The 18,431-nt window shown below is 49.4% G+C and carries 15 protein-coding genes; 10 read left to right on the top strand and 5 right to left on the bottom strand.

From position 1 onward, the window contains the following. The first annotated feature begins 440 nt into the window (after positions 1 to 440). Together hrpA and rplY are read left to right on the top strand one after the other, a co-directional pair. Positions 441 to 4,316: an ATP-dependent RNA helicase HrpA gene (hrpA, locus tag CBP31_RS00665; protein WP_087038550.1), complete on the top strand. Its 3,876-nt coding sequence runs from the start codon at positions 441 to 443 to the stop codon at positions 4,314 to 4,316. A gap of 477 nt (positions 4,317 to 4,793) precedes the next feature. Next, positions 4,794 to 5,081, top strand: a complete 288-nt coding sequence (gene rplY / locus CBP31_RS00660) for a 50S ribosomal protein L25 (protein ID WP_087034408.1) — start codon at positions 4,794 to 4,796, stop codon at positions 5,079 to 5,081. A 510-nt stretch (positions 5,082 to 5,591) separates the two neighbouring features. On the opposite strand, the gene CBP31_RS00655 is transcribed toward rplY, so the two are convergent. After that, positions 5,592 to 6,125 carry a LabA-like NYN domain-containing protein gene (locus tag CBP31_RS00655; protein ID WP_227875074.1) on the bottom strand — a complete coding sequence of 178 codons (534 nt, stop codon included), beginning with the start codon at positions 6,123 to 6,125 and terminating at the stop codon, positions 5,592 to 5,594. A 90-nt stretch (positions 6,126 to 6,215) separates the two neighbouring features. Between CBP31_RS00655 and CBP31_RS00650 the strand changes: the two genes are divergently transcribed. The 7 genes from CBP31_RS00650 to CBP31_RS00620 all read left to right on the top strand — a co-directional run bounded on the left by CBP31_RS00650 (position 6,216) and on the right by CBP31_RS00620 (position 10,976). Further along, a complete protein-coding gene (locus tag CBP31_RS00650) occupies positions 6,216 to 6,722 on the top strand; it encodes a DUF3087 domain-containing protein (RefSeq protein WP_087038548.1) in 507 nt (168 codons plus the stop codon). Between the two features lie 53 nt (positions 6,723 to 6,775). Continuing rightward, complete coding sequence (locus CBP31_RS00645) at positions 6,776 to 6,967, top strand: DUF3565 domain-containing protein (protein WP_087034407.1); 192 nt, start codon at positions 6,776 to 6,778, stop codon at positions 6,965 to 6,967. A 200-nt stretch (positions 6,968 to 7,167) separates the two neighbouring features. Further along, positions 7,168 to 8,385, top strand: a complete 1,218-nt coding sequence (gene traF / locus CBP31_RS00640; RefSeq protein ID WP_087034406.1) for a conjugal transfer protein TraF — start codon at positions 7,168 to 7,170, stop codon at positions 8,383 to 8,385. Between the two features lie 119 nt (positions 8,386 to 8,504). Next, positions 8,505 to 8,879 carry a DUF1294 domain-containing protein gene (locus CBP31_RS00635; protein ID WP_087034405.1) on the top strand — a complete coding sequence of 125 codons (375 nt, stop codon included), beginning with the start codon at positions 8,505 to 8,507 and terminating at the stop codon, positions 8,877 to 8,879. Between the two features lie 80 nt (positions 8,880 to 8,959). Beyond that, positions 8,960 to 9,571, top strand: a complete 612-nt coding sequence (locus CBP31_RS00630; RefSeq protein WP_087034404.1) for a hypothetical protein — start codon at positions 8,960 to 8,962, stop codon at positions 9,569 to 9,571. Beyond that, entirely contained in the window at positions 9,562 to 10,143 is a 582-nt protein-coding gene (locus CBP31_RS00625) for a hypothetical protein (protein WP_087034403.1), read from the top strand. The genes CBP31_RS00630 and CBP31_RS00625 overlap by 10 nt, the downstream gene beginning before the upstream one ends. Positions 10,144 to 10,154: 11 nt before the next feature. Then, the gene (locus CBP31_RS00620) at positions 10,155 to 10,976 is read left to right on the top strand and encodes a mechanosensitive ion channel family protein (RefSeq protein ID WP_087038547.1); all 822 of its coding nucleotides are present in this window, start codon (positions 10,155 to 10,157) and stop codon (positions 10,974 to 10,976) included. Between the two features lie 214 nt (positions 10,977 to 11,190). Here CBP31_RS00620 and CBP31_RS00615 read toward each other — a convergent pair whose 3' ends face one another. The 3 genes from CBP31_RS00615 to CBP31_RS00605 all read right to left on the bottom strand — a co-directional run bounded on the left by CBP31_RS00615 (position 11,191) and on the right by CBP31_RS00605 (position 16,177). Continuing rightward, the gene (locus CBP31_RS00615; RefSeq protein WP_227875073.1) at positions 11,191 to 13,701 is read right to left on the bottom strand and encodes an EAL domain-containing protein; all 2,511 of its coding nucleotides are present in this window, start codon (positions 13,699 to 13,701) and stop codon (positions 11,191 to 11,193) included. A 177-nt stretch (positions 13,702 to 13,878) separates the two neighbouring features. Then, on the bottom strand, positions 13,879 to 14,517 hold the full coding sequence (locus CBP31_RS00610) for a 2OG-Fe(II) oxygenase (protein WP_227875072.1): 639 nt from the start codon (positions 14,515 to 14,517) through the stop codon (positions 13,879 to 13,881). Positions 14,518 to 15,748: 1,231 nt separating this feature from the next. Beyond that, positions 15,749 to 16,177, bottom strand: coding sequence for a YbjN domain-containing protein (locus CBP31_RS00605; RefSeq protein WP_087038546.1), 429 nt, complete (start codon positions 16,175 to 16,177; stop codon positions 15,749 to 15,751). A 254-nt stretch (positions 16,178 to 16,431) separates the two neighbouring features. On the opposite strand from CBP31_RS00605, the gene CBP31_RS00600 reads away from it, so the two are divergent. Continuing rightward, on the top strand, positions 16,432 to 17,292 hold the full coding sequence (locus tag CBP31_RS00600; protein ID WP_087034400.1) for a universal stress protein: 861 nt from the start codon (positions 16,432 to 16,434) through the stop codon (positions 17,290 to 17,292). Positions 17,293 to 17,413: 121 nt separating this feature from the next. On the opposite strand, the gene cysQ is transcribed toward CBP31_RS00600, so the two are convergent. Further along, positions 17,414 to 18,226 carry a 3'(2'),5'-bisphosphate nucleotidase CysQ gene (gene cysQ, locus CBP31_RS00595; RefSeq protein ID WP_174664619.1) on the bottom strand — a complete coding sequence of 271 codons (813 nt, stop codon included), beginning with the start codon at positions 18,224 to 18,226 and terminating at the stop codon, positions 17,414 to 17,416. Between the last annotated feature and the right edge of the window lie 205 nt (positions 18,227 to 18,431).

The raw sequence follows: 18,431 nt of genomic DNA, 5'->3' as shown, positions 1-18,431 counted from the left end.
ATGACTAAAATATCAGTTTGTAACGGGGTGTTGGTTTTATACTGCTATTAAATCAAGGGTTTATGTTTATTTGCTGTGCAGGGGAATTACTTGGTGTTGAAAGTATTAGCTTTAGGTTGGGTAGTGAAATTGTTCCTTTTGAACGATGGTCCAACCAAGACTTGTTTGTTGAGTCAGGTTTTCTGTCGTTAAAGTGAACAGCAACTGTCGCTGGGTATCATTAGGAGTGACAAAGTGTGGCAAGCTTGCTGCTGGCTCAATCTTCGTCTTGAGCTTGCTTAATAACGCCGTTTAGTGTTGGCGGCCTTAGCTTGCAGTCAGCCCTGAGGTAGCCAAGCGGGGCAGACCCTAGGGTCAACTGACCCTAGTGATAGGGATCCCAAAATAGCGCTTTTCTGCTACACTGCGCGCCAGTTTTAATGGTGAAGATGGGGTGGGCGTTGACGCAGTCGGTGGAGCAGTGGCAAGCAAAATTAACAGAATGTCGGGGTGCGGAGCGCGGCCGGCTGGGGCGCCGATTACGCGGGCTGGCAAAATTGCCGGCGGCCAAGTTTGCCGATGCGCTAAGCAAAGTGGCGGCCGATATCGCCACTTCGGTTAATGAGCGCGCCCGCCGGCAGGCATTGTTAAATCAAGCTATTCATTATCCGGCCCAATTACCGGTCAGCGAACAACGCGAGCTGATCAAACGTACTATTAGTGAGCATCAAGTGGTGATCATCGCCGGTGAAACAGGCTCGGGTAAAACCACGCAGATCCCTAAGATGTGTTTGGAGTTAGGCTTAGGCATAGACGGCACTATTGGCCATACTCAGCCGCGGCGTTTGGCGGCGCGCAGTGTGGCGGCGCGACTCGCCCAAGAGCTGCAAACAGAGATTGGCCAGCGGGTAGGCTATAAAATCCGTTTTAATGACAGCATCAGTGCCCAAACCCAAGTGAAGTTGATGACAGATGGCATGTTGTTGGCAGAAATTCAGCAAGACCGCCAATTGCGCCAATATGACTGCATCATTATTGATGAGGCCCACGAGCGCAGTTTGAATATCGACTTCATCATGGGCTATCTCAAACAACTGTTGCCTAAACGCCCAGATCTGAAAGTCATCATTACTTCGGCCACCATAGATCCGGAGCGTTTTTCTCAGCATTTTAATGATGCGCCCATTATTAGCGTCTCGGGGCGCACTTATCCGGTGGAGCTGCGTTATCGGCCACTATTGGAAGGCGATCAGGACCGAGATCAGCAACAAGGCATTTTTGATGCAGTAGCTGAGCTTAGCCAAGCGGGCAATGGCGATATTTTGATCTTTATGAACGGTGAGCGAGAAATACGCGACACCGCCGCAGCACTTAAAAAATTAGAACTACGCCACACCGAAGTGGTGCCCTTGTACTCTCGGTTATCCAACGCCGAGCAGAATAAAATTTTTGAGTCCCACACTGGGCGGCGCATCGTGTTGGCTACTAACGTGGCCGAAACCTCGCTCACCGTGCCGGGTATTCGCTATGTAATTGATCCGGGTACGGCACGCATCAGCCGTTATTCCTATCGCACTAAAGTGCAGCGCTTGCCGATTGAGCCTATCTCTCAAGCCAGTGCCAATCAACGCATGGGCCGTTGTGGCCGGGTGGAAGCGGGCATTTGTATTCGTTTATATGCCGAGGACGATTTTAATAATCGGCCTGAATTTACCGACCCTGAAATATTACGCACCAATTTAGCCTCGGTAATTGTGCAGATGTTATCGTTAGGCTTAGGCGACATTGGCGCCTTCCCCTTTGTGGAAGCGCCAGATCGCAAATACATCAATGATGGCATTCGACTATTAGAAGAGCTGGGTGCTGTGGTGCCCGATAAGGCGGACTTAACGCTTACCCCGTTAGGACGCGACTTAGCGCGCTTGCCCGTTGATCCCAGATTGGCGCGCATGGTGTTGGCAGCCCGGGATTATGGCTGCGTGACCGAGGTGATGGTGATTGTGGCGGCCCTCAGTATTCAAGACCCCCGTGAGCGCCCCCAAGACAAGCAACAAGCCGCCGCCGAGCAGCACAATCGCTTTAGTGATGATGACTCAGATTTTATGGCTTACATTAATCTGTGGCAGTATTTAAAAGAGCAGCAAAAAGCGCTCAGCAATAACCAGTTTCGAAAGCTTTGTCAGAAGGAGTTTTTAAACTACCTGCGACTGCGCGAGTGGCAAGATATTTACAGTCAGTTGCGATTAGTGGTGCGCGAGCTGGGCTTTGCGCTCAATAGTGAGCCCGCCAAAGGCGACAGTCTGCACCAAGCCTTGCTGAGCGGCATGCTCAGTCAAATCGGCATGCGCGACGGCGATAAAAGAGAATTGCTGGGGGCGCGTAATGCGCGCTTTATCTTGGCGCCAAACTCCAAGCTAGCGAAAAAGCCGCCGCGCTGGTTAATGGTGGCGGAGCTCACCGAAACCCACCGTTTGTATGGCCGCACTGCCGCAAAAATTGAACCCCAGTGGCTAGAGCGCCAAGCCGAACACCTGCTTAAGTCCAGCTATAGCGAGCCTTACTGGTCGAAGAAGCAGGGCGCGGTAATGGGCTTTTTAAGTCAAAGCCTGTTTGGTCTGCCGGTGGTGGTGCGTCGCCGCGTCAATTACAGCCAAGTGGATCCGGCATTATGCCGAGAGCTATTTATTCGCCATGCCTTGGTGGAAGGCGAGCTGCAAACCCGTCATGAATTTTTCCATCATAACCAAGCGCTGCTCGATCAAGTGGAAACCCTAGAGCACAAGTCTCGTCGCCGTGATGTGGTAATTGATGATGAAACCCTGTTTCATTTCTACGACCAAAAGCTGCCCGCTGACGTGGTCTCCATTCGCCATTTTGATAAATGGTGGCAGCCGCTGCAAAAAGTTCAGCCAGAATTGCTGCATTTCACTGAAGAGATGCTACTCAACGACAGCGCCGAGCAGATAGCGGCCAGTGATTATCCGGATGTGTGGCGCCAAAAGGGTGTGACGCTGACGCTGGATTATCAATTTGAACCGGGTCTTGAAGAAGACGGGGTCACGGCACAGATCCCCTTACCGTTATTAAACCAAGTAAGCAGCGAGCCGTTTGCATGGCAAGTGCCGGGCTTACGCCGTGAGTTACTCATAGGATTAATTAAGTCTTTGCCAAAGCCGATGCGCAAGCACTTTGTCCCCGCCCCCAACTATGCCGACGCGCTGTTAGCGGCCATGCCAGCCCAAGAGGGCGAGCTGCTGGATCAAGTGGAAAAGCACTTACGCCGTATGACGGGCGTCACGGTGCCGCGCGAGCAATGGGATTGGTCGGCCTTGGCAACGCATTTGCGGATGCGTTTTTCTATCTTGGATGCCAAAGGTGACGTGTTAGCGTCTGGGCGCGATTTAGACGCCATTAAATTGTCCTTACAAGGCCAAGTACAAACCGCACTCACCCAAGCGGTGGATGACGAACGCTTTGAGCAAGCCGATCTTCGCCAATTCCCTGAGCGGGCGATCCCGAAAACCTATGAGGCTAAGCGGGCCGGCTTTGCGGTAAAAGCCTATCCGGCACTGGCGGATAACGGTGATAGCGTAGCACTCACCTTGTGTGAAGATGAAGTCAGCCAAGCGCAAACCATGTGGCAGGGCCAGAGCCGCTTATTGCTGCTGCAGTTGCCGTCACCCATAAAATACCTGCATGAAAAGCTACCCAATAAAGCTAAGCTCGGGCTGTATTTTAATCCGTATGGTCGGGTATTAGATTTAGTGGACGACTGCATTCGTGCGGGTGTTGAAGAGCTGATGCGTCGCTATCAAGCGCCGGCTTGGAGCCCAGCCGAGTTTGAGGTGCTTAAAGATAAGATAGGGGGCGAGCTGAATCCGGCAGTGGCGGCGATAGCCTTAAAAGTGGAAGAAGTCTTAAGCCGCGCTCATGAAGTGAAAAAACGCCTTAAAGGTAAAATTGATTTATCCCAAGCCATGGCCATGGCTGATATTCAGGCGCAACTCAACGGCTTGATCTTTAAAGGCTTCGTCACCGCTACCGGTGGCGAGCGCTTAGCTGACTTAAATCGTTATTTAGAAGCGTTGGCACGGCGCTTAGATAAGTTGCCGATAGACCCCCAGCGGGATCGACTGCAATTACTCAAAATTAGCCAAGTACAACAGGCTTACCAGGCGTTATTAAACAAGCAGCCTAAAGGTAAGCCGTTGTTACCTGAGGTGGTCGCTATTCGCTGGATGATTGAAGAGCTACGCGTGTCGCTGTTCGCCCAAACCTTAGGTACCGCTTATCCGATTTCAGAGAAGCGTATCCTGCAGCAGATTAATGGGTTGTGAGTGTGTGAGGTGTGAATCGTGAGGAGTGAGGGGTACATATAGCACCGAGCAATACAAAAGACGGTCTTTGTAGCCGGCAATTTGTTCGCCGGTTCTGCGCAGCAGAATGTTTTAATGTTTGCTCTCACATCGATGATCCTGCGTGGATATGCATTTTGGTCGGTCAACGCACTGGGGGCGGTTGAGGGTTGGGTTGTTTTAAGGTTTAAGGTCAACATAAAACCGGGCCGAATATTTTTTATCGAAAATAGGGGCCCCTACAGGGAAAACTAGCACCAAACCGTGGCTCATGTTCTGTACCTATGAGACTGTTATCTACCAAACACTGGCACCTTATCAAACAAGGTAGCACTGTGTTTAGTAAGCCGCAGACGGACTTTATGTTGTGGCGTTGTGGGGGGCGTGTTATCATCCGCGCGCATTTTACAGGCGAATATCGGTCGCAATGTTTGCCACTAACCTTATAGAGAGAAAATTATGTCATTCACATTTCAAGCAGAAGTTCGTTCAGACCTGGGGAAAGGTGCGAGCCGCCGCCTGCGTCATGAAGACAAAACTCCTGCTATCGTATACGGCGCAGGCCAAGAGCCAGTTGCCATTGCTCTGGACCATAAAAAATTAATCATCGCTCAAGCCGATGATGCATTTTACAGCGAAGTGCTGACTTTGGTTATTGACGGCAAAGAAGTGAACGTGAAGGTTAAAGACGTACAGCGTCATCCCTTCAAGCCTAAATTGGCTCACTTAGATTTCATCCGCGCTTAATTGCGAATGAAACTAAAAAAACCGCCTGCGGGCGGTTTTTTTGTGCCTGTGGTCCAAGCAAAGAGCAATACTAGCTTTTGCCACGGAAAAATTAAGATGGGGTAAGAGCGACGAATGACAGGGCTAAAAATATTTAATGGTTAGGAATCGCTTTCTGACGAGGTCGATGTTGGCTCTTACCATTAATAGTCACTTTTAGATTTGCTCACTAATTTTCCACGTTCTTCCGTGCTCTCGCCGTAAAGAGTCGTTGCGAAATGGTCTTAAAGCCTTAGGGTCTGTTGACCTTTCGCGGTTAAATTTTGTTCGAGTCAAACGCGTTTAGCTGAATCCGTAGGGCAGCGCTTGTGGAAGCTTTCTACTGCGTTAGCGCTTATTTATGGAGAATAACTACATCGCATAAGCGCTGCCTTGTATAAAAACGCCACAAACTGCTGCAAAAATCATCTCAAAAGGTCAACAGGCCCTAGTATAAAAAGCACGCAACCTCAGTCGGTTAGGCCGTATTATCTATCTGGACGCCAGTAACAGCGACCCATCAATGGGAATAAAGCAATCGGCGGCATCCATCAAGGCTTTCGCCGTGAGTGCGGGCGCGCCATAGACTTCCACGCGCTTGCCATAATGCTGGCGCAATCGTGCTGCCAGTATCGCAAAGTCACCATCACCGGATACCAGCACTAAGGTGTCAGCAAGGTGAGCGTACTCCAGCATATCGATGGTAATGCCCACATCCCAATCGCCTTTTGCCGTACCATCAATGCGCTGAATAAAGGGTTTCAGCCTCAGCGTGAAACCTAATCTTTGTAACCGATACTGAAATTGACGCTGTTTTTCATCCCCGCGATCAATGGCATAGGCATAAGCTGCCACTACCTGGCGCTGAGCGGTGACCTGTGACCAAAAAGCGGTGTAATCAAACTGTTGGCCAAAGGATTGACGGCAGGTGTAATAGACATTTTGTACGTCGACAAATAGCGCGACTTTCTCTACAGGCGATCTCTCTGAGTTTGTTTCTTCTAACATCACTTCTTTTAAAGGCATAGCGTGCTCGCAGCAAGATAGGCGGATCCCATAGTGGATGTTAAGCCATTGGGGTACAATGACGCCTATTTTATTGATAATAAGCACCTTATGACACTTACAGATATTGATAAAGTTCGTTACCGTCGTCGTTTAAATCACGTATTCATAGGCAGCGGCTTGGCGTTAGCGGCCTTGAGCTTGCTCTTTTCTCAGCTACTAATTGCCTTGTTTCCAGACCCGAGCGGCAGTCATTTTCACTGGAATGCGCTGGGTGTATTAGTGGCTGCCGCCATCGTGGGTATGGGCTTAAGCCATTATCGCCATCATAGTTATCTTACGGAAGTTTTGTATGTGTGGGAGCTAAAGCGTTCACTTAATAAAATCACCCGCAAAATGCGCAAAATAGAAGCAGCCGCCAAATTAGGCAATATTAATGCCCTGCAGGCACTGCAATTTAGTTATGCGGGCTCACGCCAGCTGTGGTTGTTGGACGATAATATTATTATTATGGACGAGCTGGCCGTTAAACAAGCAGAGCTGGATGTACTGGCGGAAAAGTTTAATGTCACCCTTGATATTGCCGATTATGAAGAAAGCATGCTGAGTGAATTTTAAGCGCAATGGATAAACTGTTTGCGGCACAACGTACATATTTAAATAGGCGGCTGATGAAACAAGCGATAGTGGGTTTTCAACAAGATGACGAGCAACACTGGGTGGCCGAGCTAAAATGCGGCCACCATCAGCATGTACGTCATCAGCCGCCTTTTATTAATCGACCTTGGGTGATAACGCAAGCAGGGCGCACCGCCATGCTGGGCTGTTTATTAGCCTGTAAACATTGCGAGCACGCAGATTAAAAATTCGTCCTTAATACTTTATCCCCACACCACACTAAAACACTCGATCTAATATTTTATTTACATAACTCATTTGTTCCGCGAAGTGAAGTAATAAATACAGCAAGGTCTTGCTGTATTTATTGGGCTATTTATTTTTTAAATAACTTTATTGGTGGTATTATCCTGCGACATATTCTGACCAAGGTAAATAAAACCGCATGTTGAAAAATAAACTCGCACTTTCTGTTGGCTTAGCTTTAGGCTCTTTGGCTGTTAGCTCCTCTGCTTTTGCTACTAGTACCTATTTTGACGCACGTAATAACGCCATGGGTGGTGTAGGTGTAGCCAGCTCTCATTATGGCGTCGCAGCGTTAGTAAATCCGGCCTTAGTCGCAAAAGATGATAAAGTGACCGATGATTTTTCACTGGTATTACCGAGTATTGGTATTCAGGGTAGCGATAAAGACAACCTGATTGATGGTATCGATGATTTATCTGATACCTATGATCGTTTTGACGAAGCAATAAAACGTGAAGACAATTCAGCAATTGCGGATAATGCTGACGAATTAGAAAAAGAATTACGCGCTATAGATGGTAAGTATGTGGACGCTAATATCGGCGTAAATATAGTAGCGACCCTGCCGACGCGTTGGGGATCGGCCAGCTTGTTTGCTAATGGTTATGGTACTGTGGCTATTTCTAGCCATGTGGCGGATTCAGATTTTATTTTGCTAGAGACTATAGCCAACAATCCGGAGCTCCTTCCTGATGGGTATGAGCTTGAATTGCAATCAGAAGCACGCGCTGTGGCTGCCTTAGTTCAAGACTATGGTTTGGCGGTAGCGAAAATCGTCGAGATTCAAGGCCTGCCAGTACATTTTGGTGTGACGCCAAAACTGCAAAAAGTAGATACCTTTAACTATCGCACCAGTGTTGATAACTTTGAGACCGATGACATTGATGATAGCCGCTACCGTGACAGCGAAACCGGCTTTAACGCCGATTTAGGCATTGCCGTTGATTATAGCCAGCTGACTTTTGGTTTAAGTGCGCGTAACATCATTTCCCGTGATATTGAAACTAAAGAAGTTGAAGGTAAAAAATACACTTATCAAATTGCGCCTTTGGTAACCACAGGTGTGGCTTATCGTGGTGATATCGTGACCTTAGGTGCGGATATAGACTTAACCGAGACTAAAGGTTTTAGCCACATGCAATCTTCACAGTATGCGGGCGTGGGTGCAGAGCTTAGTGCTTGGGGTTGGGCGCAATTGCGTGCCGGCTATCGTGCCGATATTAAAGGTGACATGCCTAATATGGTGACTGCCGGTTTAGGTTTATCGCCGTTTAAGGTGGTACATTTAGATTTAGCGGGATTTATGGGCTCTGATGAAGCGGTGGGCGCAGCCGTGACCATGAGCTATACCTTCTAATTTAGGTTTATAGGTTCGAATATAAGCCTCATCGCAGTGAACTGCGATGAGGCTTTTTTGCTTATATCTACTTTAAATAACGGCGCTTAAATAATAGCGCGAAAACTAAGGATTTCTTTATGAAAGCAACCCAGTACTTTGCGCTGCTTTATCTATTAGCGGTGGTGCTAGTCACGGCGCTGGCTTGGTTACCGCTTGGCTATTTTAGTGCACATTTTTTTGGCTTTGCGGCCAGTTATTTAAGCGGAGTATTACTGTTAAGTGCGCTGAGCTATGGCCTCTATGCCAAAGACAAACGAGCGGCACGCCTTGATCTGAGGCGTACACCTGAGCAAACCTTACACTGGTTGGCTTTGCTTGGCGGTTGGCCGGGTGCACTGTTGGCTCAAGCTAAACTGCGCCACAAAACGCAAAAACAACCTTTTAAAACGCTGCTTTGGTTGACCATAATCGCGCATCTGGTCGCGGTTGCGTTATTCTTAAGATTCATTTGAGTGAAGAGAGCAGTTTTATGAGCAGCTAAGTGTGCAGTAGATAAGCTAAGGCCTAGCTGCACTAAAATAGGCTTTTGGTTATGGCCAATATTCAGCGAGGCGCACTGTTCCATATTTATGTCTCTAAGCACACTTCCATTCATCAAGATGGCACCGGAGCTAGCATGACTGAGAAAAGCCACTGGCAACTGATCCCTGCCCAAGAGTATGAATGCCCAACGCCGCCTACTGTGATGCGCTTGAAGCAGCAGTGGCGCCGATTGTTACGTACTTTAGGTGTCGTAAAATCTGCAGACTTGGCGATTAATGAAGAACAGTCTGAGCCAGATCCACCTGACTTTACCGCATCGGCGGCGCAAGCTGCGTTAGCGGGGTATTTGTCCGAGGTGGACTGCGCGCAGCAGGGGGTGTGCTTTTTGCTGGATCCGCCCTTTAGTGGCACGGCAGCCATGGCGCGCACATGGGGATGGCAACAAGGGCGCGCCTTGTTGATTCCGCCAACGGAAGAGCAAATAGCACAGGTGGCCGTGGATGATTGGTGGTTACAGCAGCCCATGGTAAAAGGGCAGATTCACACTCAAGCCTGGTTAATCGATGATTTGGCTTGCTATTTTTTGCGCACTGCCGCGGGCTTACGCTTTATTCAAACTTGGCTACCACGAGTATTGGCGGGGAATTTGGCGTGGGTTTAATCGTGTGTGACAGCTGGGCATTTGCATTTTTAAGTCGCGATTGGCCGCAAAACTTGCCCAGCAGTCACTGTCTGGCGCCTGCCACACTAGACTTATTACGCCAACTGGGTATTAAGGGAAAAGACCATCAACTAGAGCGCTTGGCCGGTGAAGCCAGAGGCAACCTTGGTCTAGCTTGGGCGTTATGGCGCGGTAAGTATGTGGATCAGCAGTCGTTACCTGTGCTGCCGGTTACGGCCAACGACGCTACGGGCTTTATCTTGTATGCGCTGCTATTACACCGGGGCTTAAGTTTGACTCAGCTGGCAGAGGTGTTATCGAATGTGGCGCTGGATGAGCTGAAAGTGCAACTGCTGAGCTTGAGTCAAAGGGGCATTATTTATGCCGACGTAGAGAGTGGAGCAAACAATGGAGCTAAGGGCGACGCAGCAAGTGATGCTAAATGTAATGCGGTTAGTGAAAGTGTTGCAGAGGGTGATAGCAATGAAACACCCTGGCGAATAACGGCGCTGGCCTATTTAACGGTACGTGAGTTTTTGGGCGGGCGAGATTATTTACTGGACGACTTTTAATGGTGGTGAATATGAACCCAAAACGATTTATGGACTTATTTAGAGACATCACCTCCGCCGTATTAATTGAAGCCGCCTTGGTGGTGCTAGCGGCCATCTTACTGGTGTGGCTCTCACAAAAAACACTGCCTTGGTTAGCGAATAGACTGCACAGTAAACGCCGTTTATGGGTGCTGGCTCTGGTGCCCACTATTCGAATCCTCGTTATTGCCGTCGCCATCTTGTGGTTGGTGCCGATGTTTATTGAGCTGACCGTAAAGAACACCATAGCGATATTAAGTGTCACCGGATTGGCGATTGGTTTTGCCCTTAAAGACTACGTCAGTAGCATTATTGCCGGCATTGTTGCCGCTTATGAAATGCCGTATCGGCCCGGGGATTGGATTGAGGTAGAGGGCCAGTACGGAGAAGTAAAACGCATTGGCATGCGGGTAGTAGAGATTGTTACGCCCAACGACACGGTTATTTTTGTGCCGCACCTTAAACTCTGGGATGGTCTTATTCACAATGCCAATAATGGTGGTGCCAGCTTAATGTGTGTGGTGAACTTTTATTTAGCGCCGGATCATAACGCCAGTGAGGTGTGCCAAGTATTGGAAGACGTAGCCCTGTCTAGCCCTTATCTTAAGTTGACTAAGCCGGTATTGGTACTCGCCGCAGAACAACCTTGGGGCACTCATTATCGAATTAAAGCCTACCCCATGGACCCCAGGCAGCAGTTTAAATTTATGTCCGACCTCACAGTACGCGGTAAAGATAGCCTACGCCAACTTCCCGTCAGCTTTGCGCGTATTCCGCCGGAGCAAGCCATGGATTTAAGTAAGTCTGACTAAGTTTGTTTTCGTGATAGGGGCTCGATAAGCTATACCACAATAAAGCGGCTATGTGCCACGTAAAGTCGGGGCACTATCGCCCCGATTGACTGGGGAATGGGGTCGGGACCAAATGAGCATCGCCCGTGATAAAGCCGAGTGTGTTAAAAGCCCCACTCCTGTTCTACAAGAGTGGGTTTTTACCTCAACGGTTTTTCAATTAGCTCGCTGCTGCTTAGGCGAGGTAGCGCGCGCGCAATGTATCCGCCGGTAGTGGTCGGCTGATCAAGTAGCCTTGGATCAGATCCACGTGATATTTAGCTAACGCCTCCCGTTGGGCTTGGGTTTCCACGCCCTCAGCCACCACTTTCAGCTTTAACCCTTGGGCCATACCGGTAATGGCGGCCAAGATAGTTTCGCTACCCTGATTTTCGCCCAGTTGTTGCACAAAACTTTGATCGATTTTCAAGGTAGTGATGGGCAATTGGTGTAGATAGCTTAACGACGAGTAACCGGTGCCAAAGTCGTCCATGGCAATCTGACAACCGAGCTGGCGCAAGGCATTTAAAATGGTGATGGCTTGCTGTTGTTTATCCAGCAAGATGCTTTCGGTGAGCTCAAAGCTTAATAAGCCCGCAGGCAGTCGGTATTCTTGATATAAGGCTTGGATATCGGCGATTAAATCTTGATGCCAAAACTGCTGAGCAGACAAGTTGACGGCCACCGGTACCGGCGTTAAGCCGCTGTCTAGCCAACTGCGTAACTGGGTGGCCACGGTGCGCATTAACAATTGGCTTAAAGGTTGAATAAGGCCGGTGCGCTCGGCCAGCGGTATAAAATCCCCTGGTGAAACTGGGCCAAACGATGGGTCCGTCCAGCGTGCCAATGCTTCTATGCTGACTAAGCGCCCTGTATCACGTGCGACCAAAGGCTGATAATGCAAATTTAAGCCAAGGCCGGTGTCCAGCGCATTGCGCAGCGCCGTTTCCATCGCCAGCCAGCGGTGCTCGCGCACATCCAAGCTGGTGCTAAAGAGGCGGTAGGCATTGCGGCCTTCTTGCTTAGCGCGATACATGGCGGCATCCGCGTGCTGTAACAGTTGCTGCGCATTGCTGGCATCGTCAGGATACAGGCTAATGCCTACGCTGCAGCCGACCCTAAATTGCTGATTATTCAATAATACCGGCTGGCCCACGGCCTCTATCAGCCGTCTTGCGATGGCGGTCACTTCATCGGCGTCGGTTAAATCCGGTAACAACACAATAAATTCATCGCCGCCTAAGCGCGCTAAGGTGTCGTCTTCGCGCAACCGCGCCGCCATGCGTTTGGACACCTCGAGCAGCAGCTCATCCCCCGCCGCATGACCGAGGCTATCGTTCACCTGTTTAAAATGATCCAGGTCGATAAACAGCACAGCTAAGCGCTGTTGATGGCGATGGGCATGACGCACTGCGTGCTCCAATCTGTCTTCTAACAGGCGGCGATTAGGCAGTTGGGTGAGAGCATCGTAATACGCGAGCTTGCGAATTTGGTCTTCGTTTTCACGAATATGAGTAATGTCGGCAAACAGGGCGGCAAAATGAGTAACATTACCGGCTTCATCATGAATGCTGGTAATGGTGAGCAGCTCCAGATACAACTGGCCCGTTTTACGGCGGTTCCAAATTTCGCCGCGCCAATAGCCGTCTTGACTCAGGGTTTGCCACATACGGTTATAAAAGGCGGCATCATGGCGCCCTGAAGATAATATTGCCGGGGTCTTGCCCATCACCTCTTCTGGTGAATAACCAGTGGTATGGGTAAAGGCGGGGTTTACAAATTCGATCCGCCCGTGAGCGTCAGTAATGATCACGCCTTCTAATGAGGCGGCAATCACGCGTTCGGCCAGCTGTAAATTGAGATGCGGATGCTGTAGCGTTTGATCGCGCAGCTGCATGGCGTGGCGTAACTCTTGCACGCGGTGCTGGTCGGCGCCTTCTAAAATATTGCGAAAACCCAGCAGGCCAATAATGGTATGACTGTCATTATCTTTTACCGCTAAATGGCGCAGCTGATTATCAATGAGCAGGTCGCGTGCGCGCAATAAAGAGTCTTGGGGCGAGATGGTCAGTAAAGGGCGGCTGGCCAGCTCGCTCAGCGGCGTGTTACCGGGGTGGTGCGCTACAAAGCGCACCATGTCGCGCTCAGTAATAATGCCGTATTCCTGAGCTGAGCACTGCACCACGGCGGCATCTTGCTGGTGTGCCAGCATTAAAGGTGCTATTTGGCCCAGCGTTAAGCTGCCCGCTAACACCAAAGGCGCTTTATCCATCACTTCATCAATGGTGCGCAAGCTCAGATATAACTCCAGCCCTTGTTTCAGCGCTATGTCAGTTTGCGACACTATACCTTGCGGGCGCCCTAAGTTATCGATGACCAATAAATGGCGCACCGCTTCATCGTTAAAGCGTTGCGCCACTTCTGAAGCGCGAGCACTTAAGGACACACTGCTCACCGGGTGGCTCATCACTTCACTAATGGGACGCTGCAAGGAGGGGGGATCATTAAAGTCGAGGCGTAAGCTATCGTGCTCGGTCCAAATGCCAATCGCGGTTTCGTTTTGCATAATCAGCATGGAGCTGCAGCGGCGATGGGCCATACGTTGTGCCGCCTCAAAAATAGGCGTGTTTGGGCTGCAGGTAAGCAGACCGCGGTGCATTATACGTTCAACAGGCAGGTCGGAGACGCTGGGATCGAGATCTATCACGCTAACTCATTCGAAACTGGTTTATGCGTCACCCTAGCATATTGCGCTGCCAAAGCAGAAGTAAATGACCTACAAATGGTAAGGTTTTTAAAAATGCCTCATCTTTGTATAAATCCTGAACAAATAGTCAGTAAATAGTTGGCAAAGCCATGCTTTATGGTCGCTGCTAAATCCTACTTATAAATACAAGGTCGGTGCTATGGGATCGTCAATGCGAAACCAGCCGGCGATACTCATGCGATCGCGATGGGCGGGCAGTACTTCATGAGGAAAGTTTTCCGATAAAAAACACACCAAGGTGCCGGCGGTGGGCAAGATACGATGCAGCACGCCCGCGCCTTGCTCTGGGTATACTAATAATTCACCGCCCTGAGTGGCTTGCCAATCTTCATTAAGATAAAGCACTGTGGTGATGCGTCGGTTGCCGCGACCACGAAAGGCATCCAGATGCTTTTTATAAAAGTCACCGCATTGATACAGGGCATAGTGGCACTCGTAATCTTTGAGGCCTAAGAATAATTGTCGATTTAACGCCTGCTTTAAACGCGTCATCAAAGACAGATAATAAAGTTGAATCGGGGTGTCGCCTTCCAGCCAGCGGGTTTTATCACTGCGCACACGCTCATTGGTTTGCTGGTGTCGTTCACGGCCAATGGCCGCGGGAGTGAGCTCGCTCGCAGGCAAGGTAAGCAAGTCGTGGCGTAAGCTGGCCACAATATTGCTATCAATAAAGTCAGGGAAAATACCAATGCCAGGCCCTGCTAACGCTTCTATGATGTTGGTAAAATCTAATTCAAGTTCTACAACTGCATTCACGTTTAACCCTCCAGGTGTGCACCCCATTTTTTAAGAGCGCCTATTAACACCGATAGCGACTCGGGTAGCCAGAAAGAAAATTTGCATGTGCAGCGCGTCTGCATTGCTCGTGCTTAACTCTGATTGTTTACTGCGGCCAGCTCGTCAACGGCCACGACAGTCATCAACATAGCCCTTATACGGCTTGAATACAAAAAATGTAGATTAAACAAAGATTTGGCTAGCTCAGGATTAACTGGTCACTGAGAGTTTTTGCCATCAATATATCTCGGTATTGGCCAAGTTATACCAGTCTGTAAAACTAACTGATCAAGGTCTTTTGCAACGAAATCCGCGAAACCCACAGAAAAATAGTAATCAGATCTGAAAATATTTTTATAGTAAAGACGGGGCTGGCGTTTATCTTTACGCCGTCACCCTGACGAAACTCAGGATCTACAAAAGGCCAGAGCCCAACACCTCACCTGGTCGTTGCGAGGAGTGCAACGACGCGGCAATCCATGGTTATATACCGCGCCGCTGTAGCATGGATTGCCGCGCTACGCTCGCAAGACGGAACAAAGACACATAACAACAGAGCGCAGAGTGGCGTAAAGCTAACGCGAAATCTTGACGCGGATCTCGTTTGAGGGTTTTAAAGCAAAAGCAGATACCGAGACGGGCCCGGTAAGACGGCATAGGGCAGATCGGTGTTGAGCTTGAGCTCGGCGCTTACTTAGATTGGTCTTAGACGATACTTGCGGGCAATCACAGCGTGTTGTATGTGCGAATAAGCCGTTTTGCTTATACCAATCTAAGTAAAGAAGCGGCCTGTTTAAGCGAATCACAAAGATAAGTGCCGCCCTTGTAGTCCCACGCTTCAGCTGTGGGTTTTGCAAAGCAAGAAGGCTTTATTAAACATTCCCGCTGAGACGGGACTGGCAGCTGAAGCGCTAGACTACAAAATACCGTCCAGCCTGACTTTAGGTGTTGTATTTACTAAGAGTGATAATACAGATCAGCTAGTTTACAGAATGGTATTATTAGCTTTTTTTAGGAAAAGAGGGCGAACAGGGAAGATCGGAAAGGAAGGATAGCTAAATTGAGTGGGGGGAGGGTGCTACGCTGGCGCTTAATATGTTACTCAAACGAGCCTAGTGCTTGATAAGCACTCATGCATCAGCTTTTGTTTACTAGCTCATGTTCACTAGATGCGATGACTAGGCTCGTTTGGTTATGACTCACAGTGGGGTTAGTGCACCGCCGAGGGCAACTTACTGGGTTCTTCGTCGTGCATTAAAAAGCCCAGCTCACCGATCTCAAACAATAACTGCTGAGTGGCCATCACCGTTTGTTGCACTATCCAAGTAAACTGAGATTCATCGAGTCCTGCTTGGGTGTGCATGTAATCGGCGACGATTAAGCGCGGCAGATTATCGTCTACGATATCGACAAACACTTTAAGGCTAGGATAATTCATGTTGAGACGGCCTAACTCAGCCACCAGCACCAAAAGCGCCGTGGGTCTGATTTCGATTTCGCTGGTTAACAGTGCACCTTCTTGCTCCACAAACAGCCGGCTTTCCAACACGCCTTCCAGCTCCTGCAGTTCAGATAAATGAATGCCGTGACAGTTTTCACACACGTAATGTTCTATGTAGCTGGCGCTAAGCCAACGCATGGCAGTTTCTGCTGTTAACACTCAAACTCCTAACTGGGCATTCAAAGAGTGGCTAGTGTAAACCAAAGCAGGCAGTAGGAGAATAAAAGCCGGTTACATTGCCGCGTATTTAGCCAATGTCTTCTCTATTAAGCCTGCCGCTAACCGGCCTTAGCGCATAATTTGCTTTTATCTGCCAAAGGGGGAATGCTGAGTAATAATGAAAGGTAATCAGCCCTTTGGCATCACAGTATTTTGAGACAAGGAACGTAAATGTGAAAACGCTGCTAGCTGCAATCGATTTGGAATCTGGCTCTACTGTAGTCGTGAAAAGGGCGGTGGAACTTGCGGCGCGCTTGCAGGCCAAGCTGCATTTAGTGCATGTGGTGGATGATGCTTTGACCCTGTATGAGCCCATGGTGGAAATCTCGGTGCGCCATCGGCTAAAGCAAGCGGCAGAAACCGCGCTGCAGTCTTTGTTTGAGTTGTTGCCAGCGGAGCTTAAAGCCCACAGTTGCTATCAAGTGATCTTGGGTAAGCCCCATCAGGCACTGGCGAAATATATTAGCCAGTCACACGCGGATTTATTAATTGTTGGCCGTCATCACATTGAGCCGTTGCGGGATTTATTTGTGGGCACCACGGCAGAGCGCTTGTTACGTCACTGCGATATTCCGCTACTGATGGTGAGCACTGACTCTGTTGAGCCTTATCTGCAGGTGATGGCCGCCACGGATTTTTCACGCAGCTCTCATCATGCGCTGCAAGCCGGTTTATGGCTGGCGCCGGAGGCGAAGGTGAAGCTGGTGCACGTTTGCGATCCGCCTTTTATGGGCTTTGTACGCTACGACCAAGACGATCTGGACACGCTATTAGCCGAGAAAAAGGCGCGCTTAGAACAAGAGGTCGCCAGCGAAATGGCGTATTTTTTAGCGGATGATGACCAAAGCCGCATTGAAAGCCAAGTGCTGACCGGTAATGCCCAGCAGCGCTTAACCGAAGCCGTAGACTTGCACAGACCGCAGCTGTTAGTTCTTGGCACCCATGGCCGCCAAGGCATCAGTCGTTTACTGATCGGCAGCGTGGCCACCGCTTTCTTAAGTAATTTGCCCTGTGACGTATTAGTGGCGAGATAATTTCTGTGTGAGGCGTGAGGAAAAAACACCGAGTTTAGGCTCGGTGTTTTTGTTTGTCTTATCCGTTATTCAACATTAAAAATTTAGCATTCAACATTGCTGTCAGATTTGGCGCTGTTGTCTATTTATCTAAAAATAATGACGGCCAATCTTGCTGGTTTTTGCCCAGCACTAAGAAGTAGGGATTAAGTAACTGCTTGGTATTGGCATAACTGAGCGTCTCGCCATTTAACTGCACCACACTACCACCCGCTTGCTCAACCACACACTGCGCCGCTGCCGTATCCCATAAGGATGTAGGACCAAGGCGCGGGTACACATCGGCACTGCCCTCGGCCACTAAGCATAATTTAAGCGAACTGCCCATGGGCACTAATTCATGCTCGCCTAATTGGGCGAGCAGTGCGGGCATGGCGTCACCGGCATGAGAGCGACTGCCCACTAAGCGCCACGGGCTGCTTGCTTGATGAGTAGTGACTTTAAGTGACGTAAGTTGGCCCGCGGCGTCAATCTTCTCTGCACCTAACCCCACGGCCGCGCGATAGCAAACTGCTAATGCGGGCGCATACACCACGCCTAATACCGACTTACCTTGCTCGATAAGGGCGATGTTAACGGTGAATTCGCCGTTGCGTTTAATAAATTCTTTGGTGCCATCCAGTGGGTCTATCAGCCAATAACGGCCTTGGGCATCGGCACCGGCAAAGGCGGCGGTGTCTTCCTCCGATAATACCGGCAACGCGGGGGATAACAGGCTCAATCGCTGCTCAATTAAATGATGGGCAGCTTGGTCAGCTTCGGTGAGTGGCGATTGATCGGCTTTCTCAGTTACCGCAATCGGGCGACTGTAAATATCCATGATGGCAGCCCCTGCCGCACGGGCGATGGCTTCTACTTCGCTTAATAGCTGGCGGTTAATGTGGGTCTCTTGCACCTGACTCTCCCTAGGGTGACTAAATATGTGCTTTCAAATATAGCGACTTCAAATATAGCCATATAGTATAAAAAAACTGGGCTTATGCATATTTAATCAGCGCGGCGGCGCACTCTGGTTTGGGAGGTAGGTATTTAACGCGATAAATTTGCCCATTCTTTGAACTTTTCCTCGACTGTCGGTATCATTATCCTCCTTCGGCGTA

The organism is Oceanisphaera profunda (assembly GCF_002157895.1).
Lineage (GTDB): Bacteria > Pseudomonadota > Gammaproteobacteria > Enterobacterales > Aeromonadaceae > Oceanimonas > Oceanimonas profunda.
Note: the sequence above shows the minus strand (reverse complement) of the source record. Positions and strands in the feature narration are given on the sequence as shown.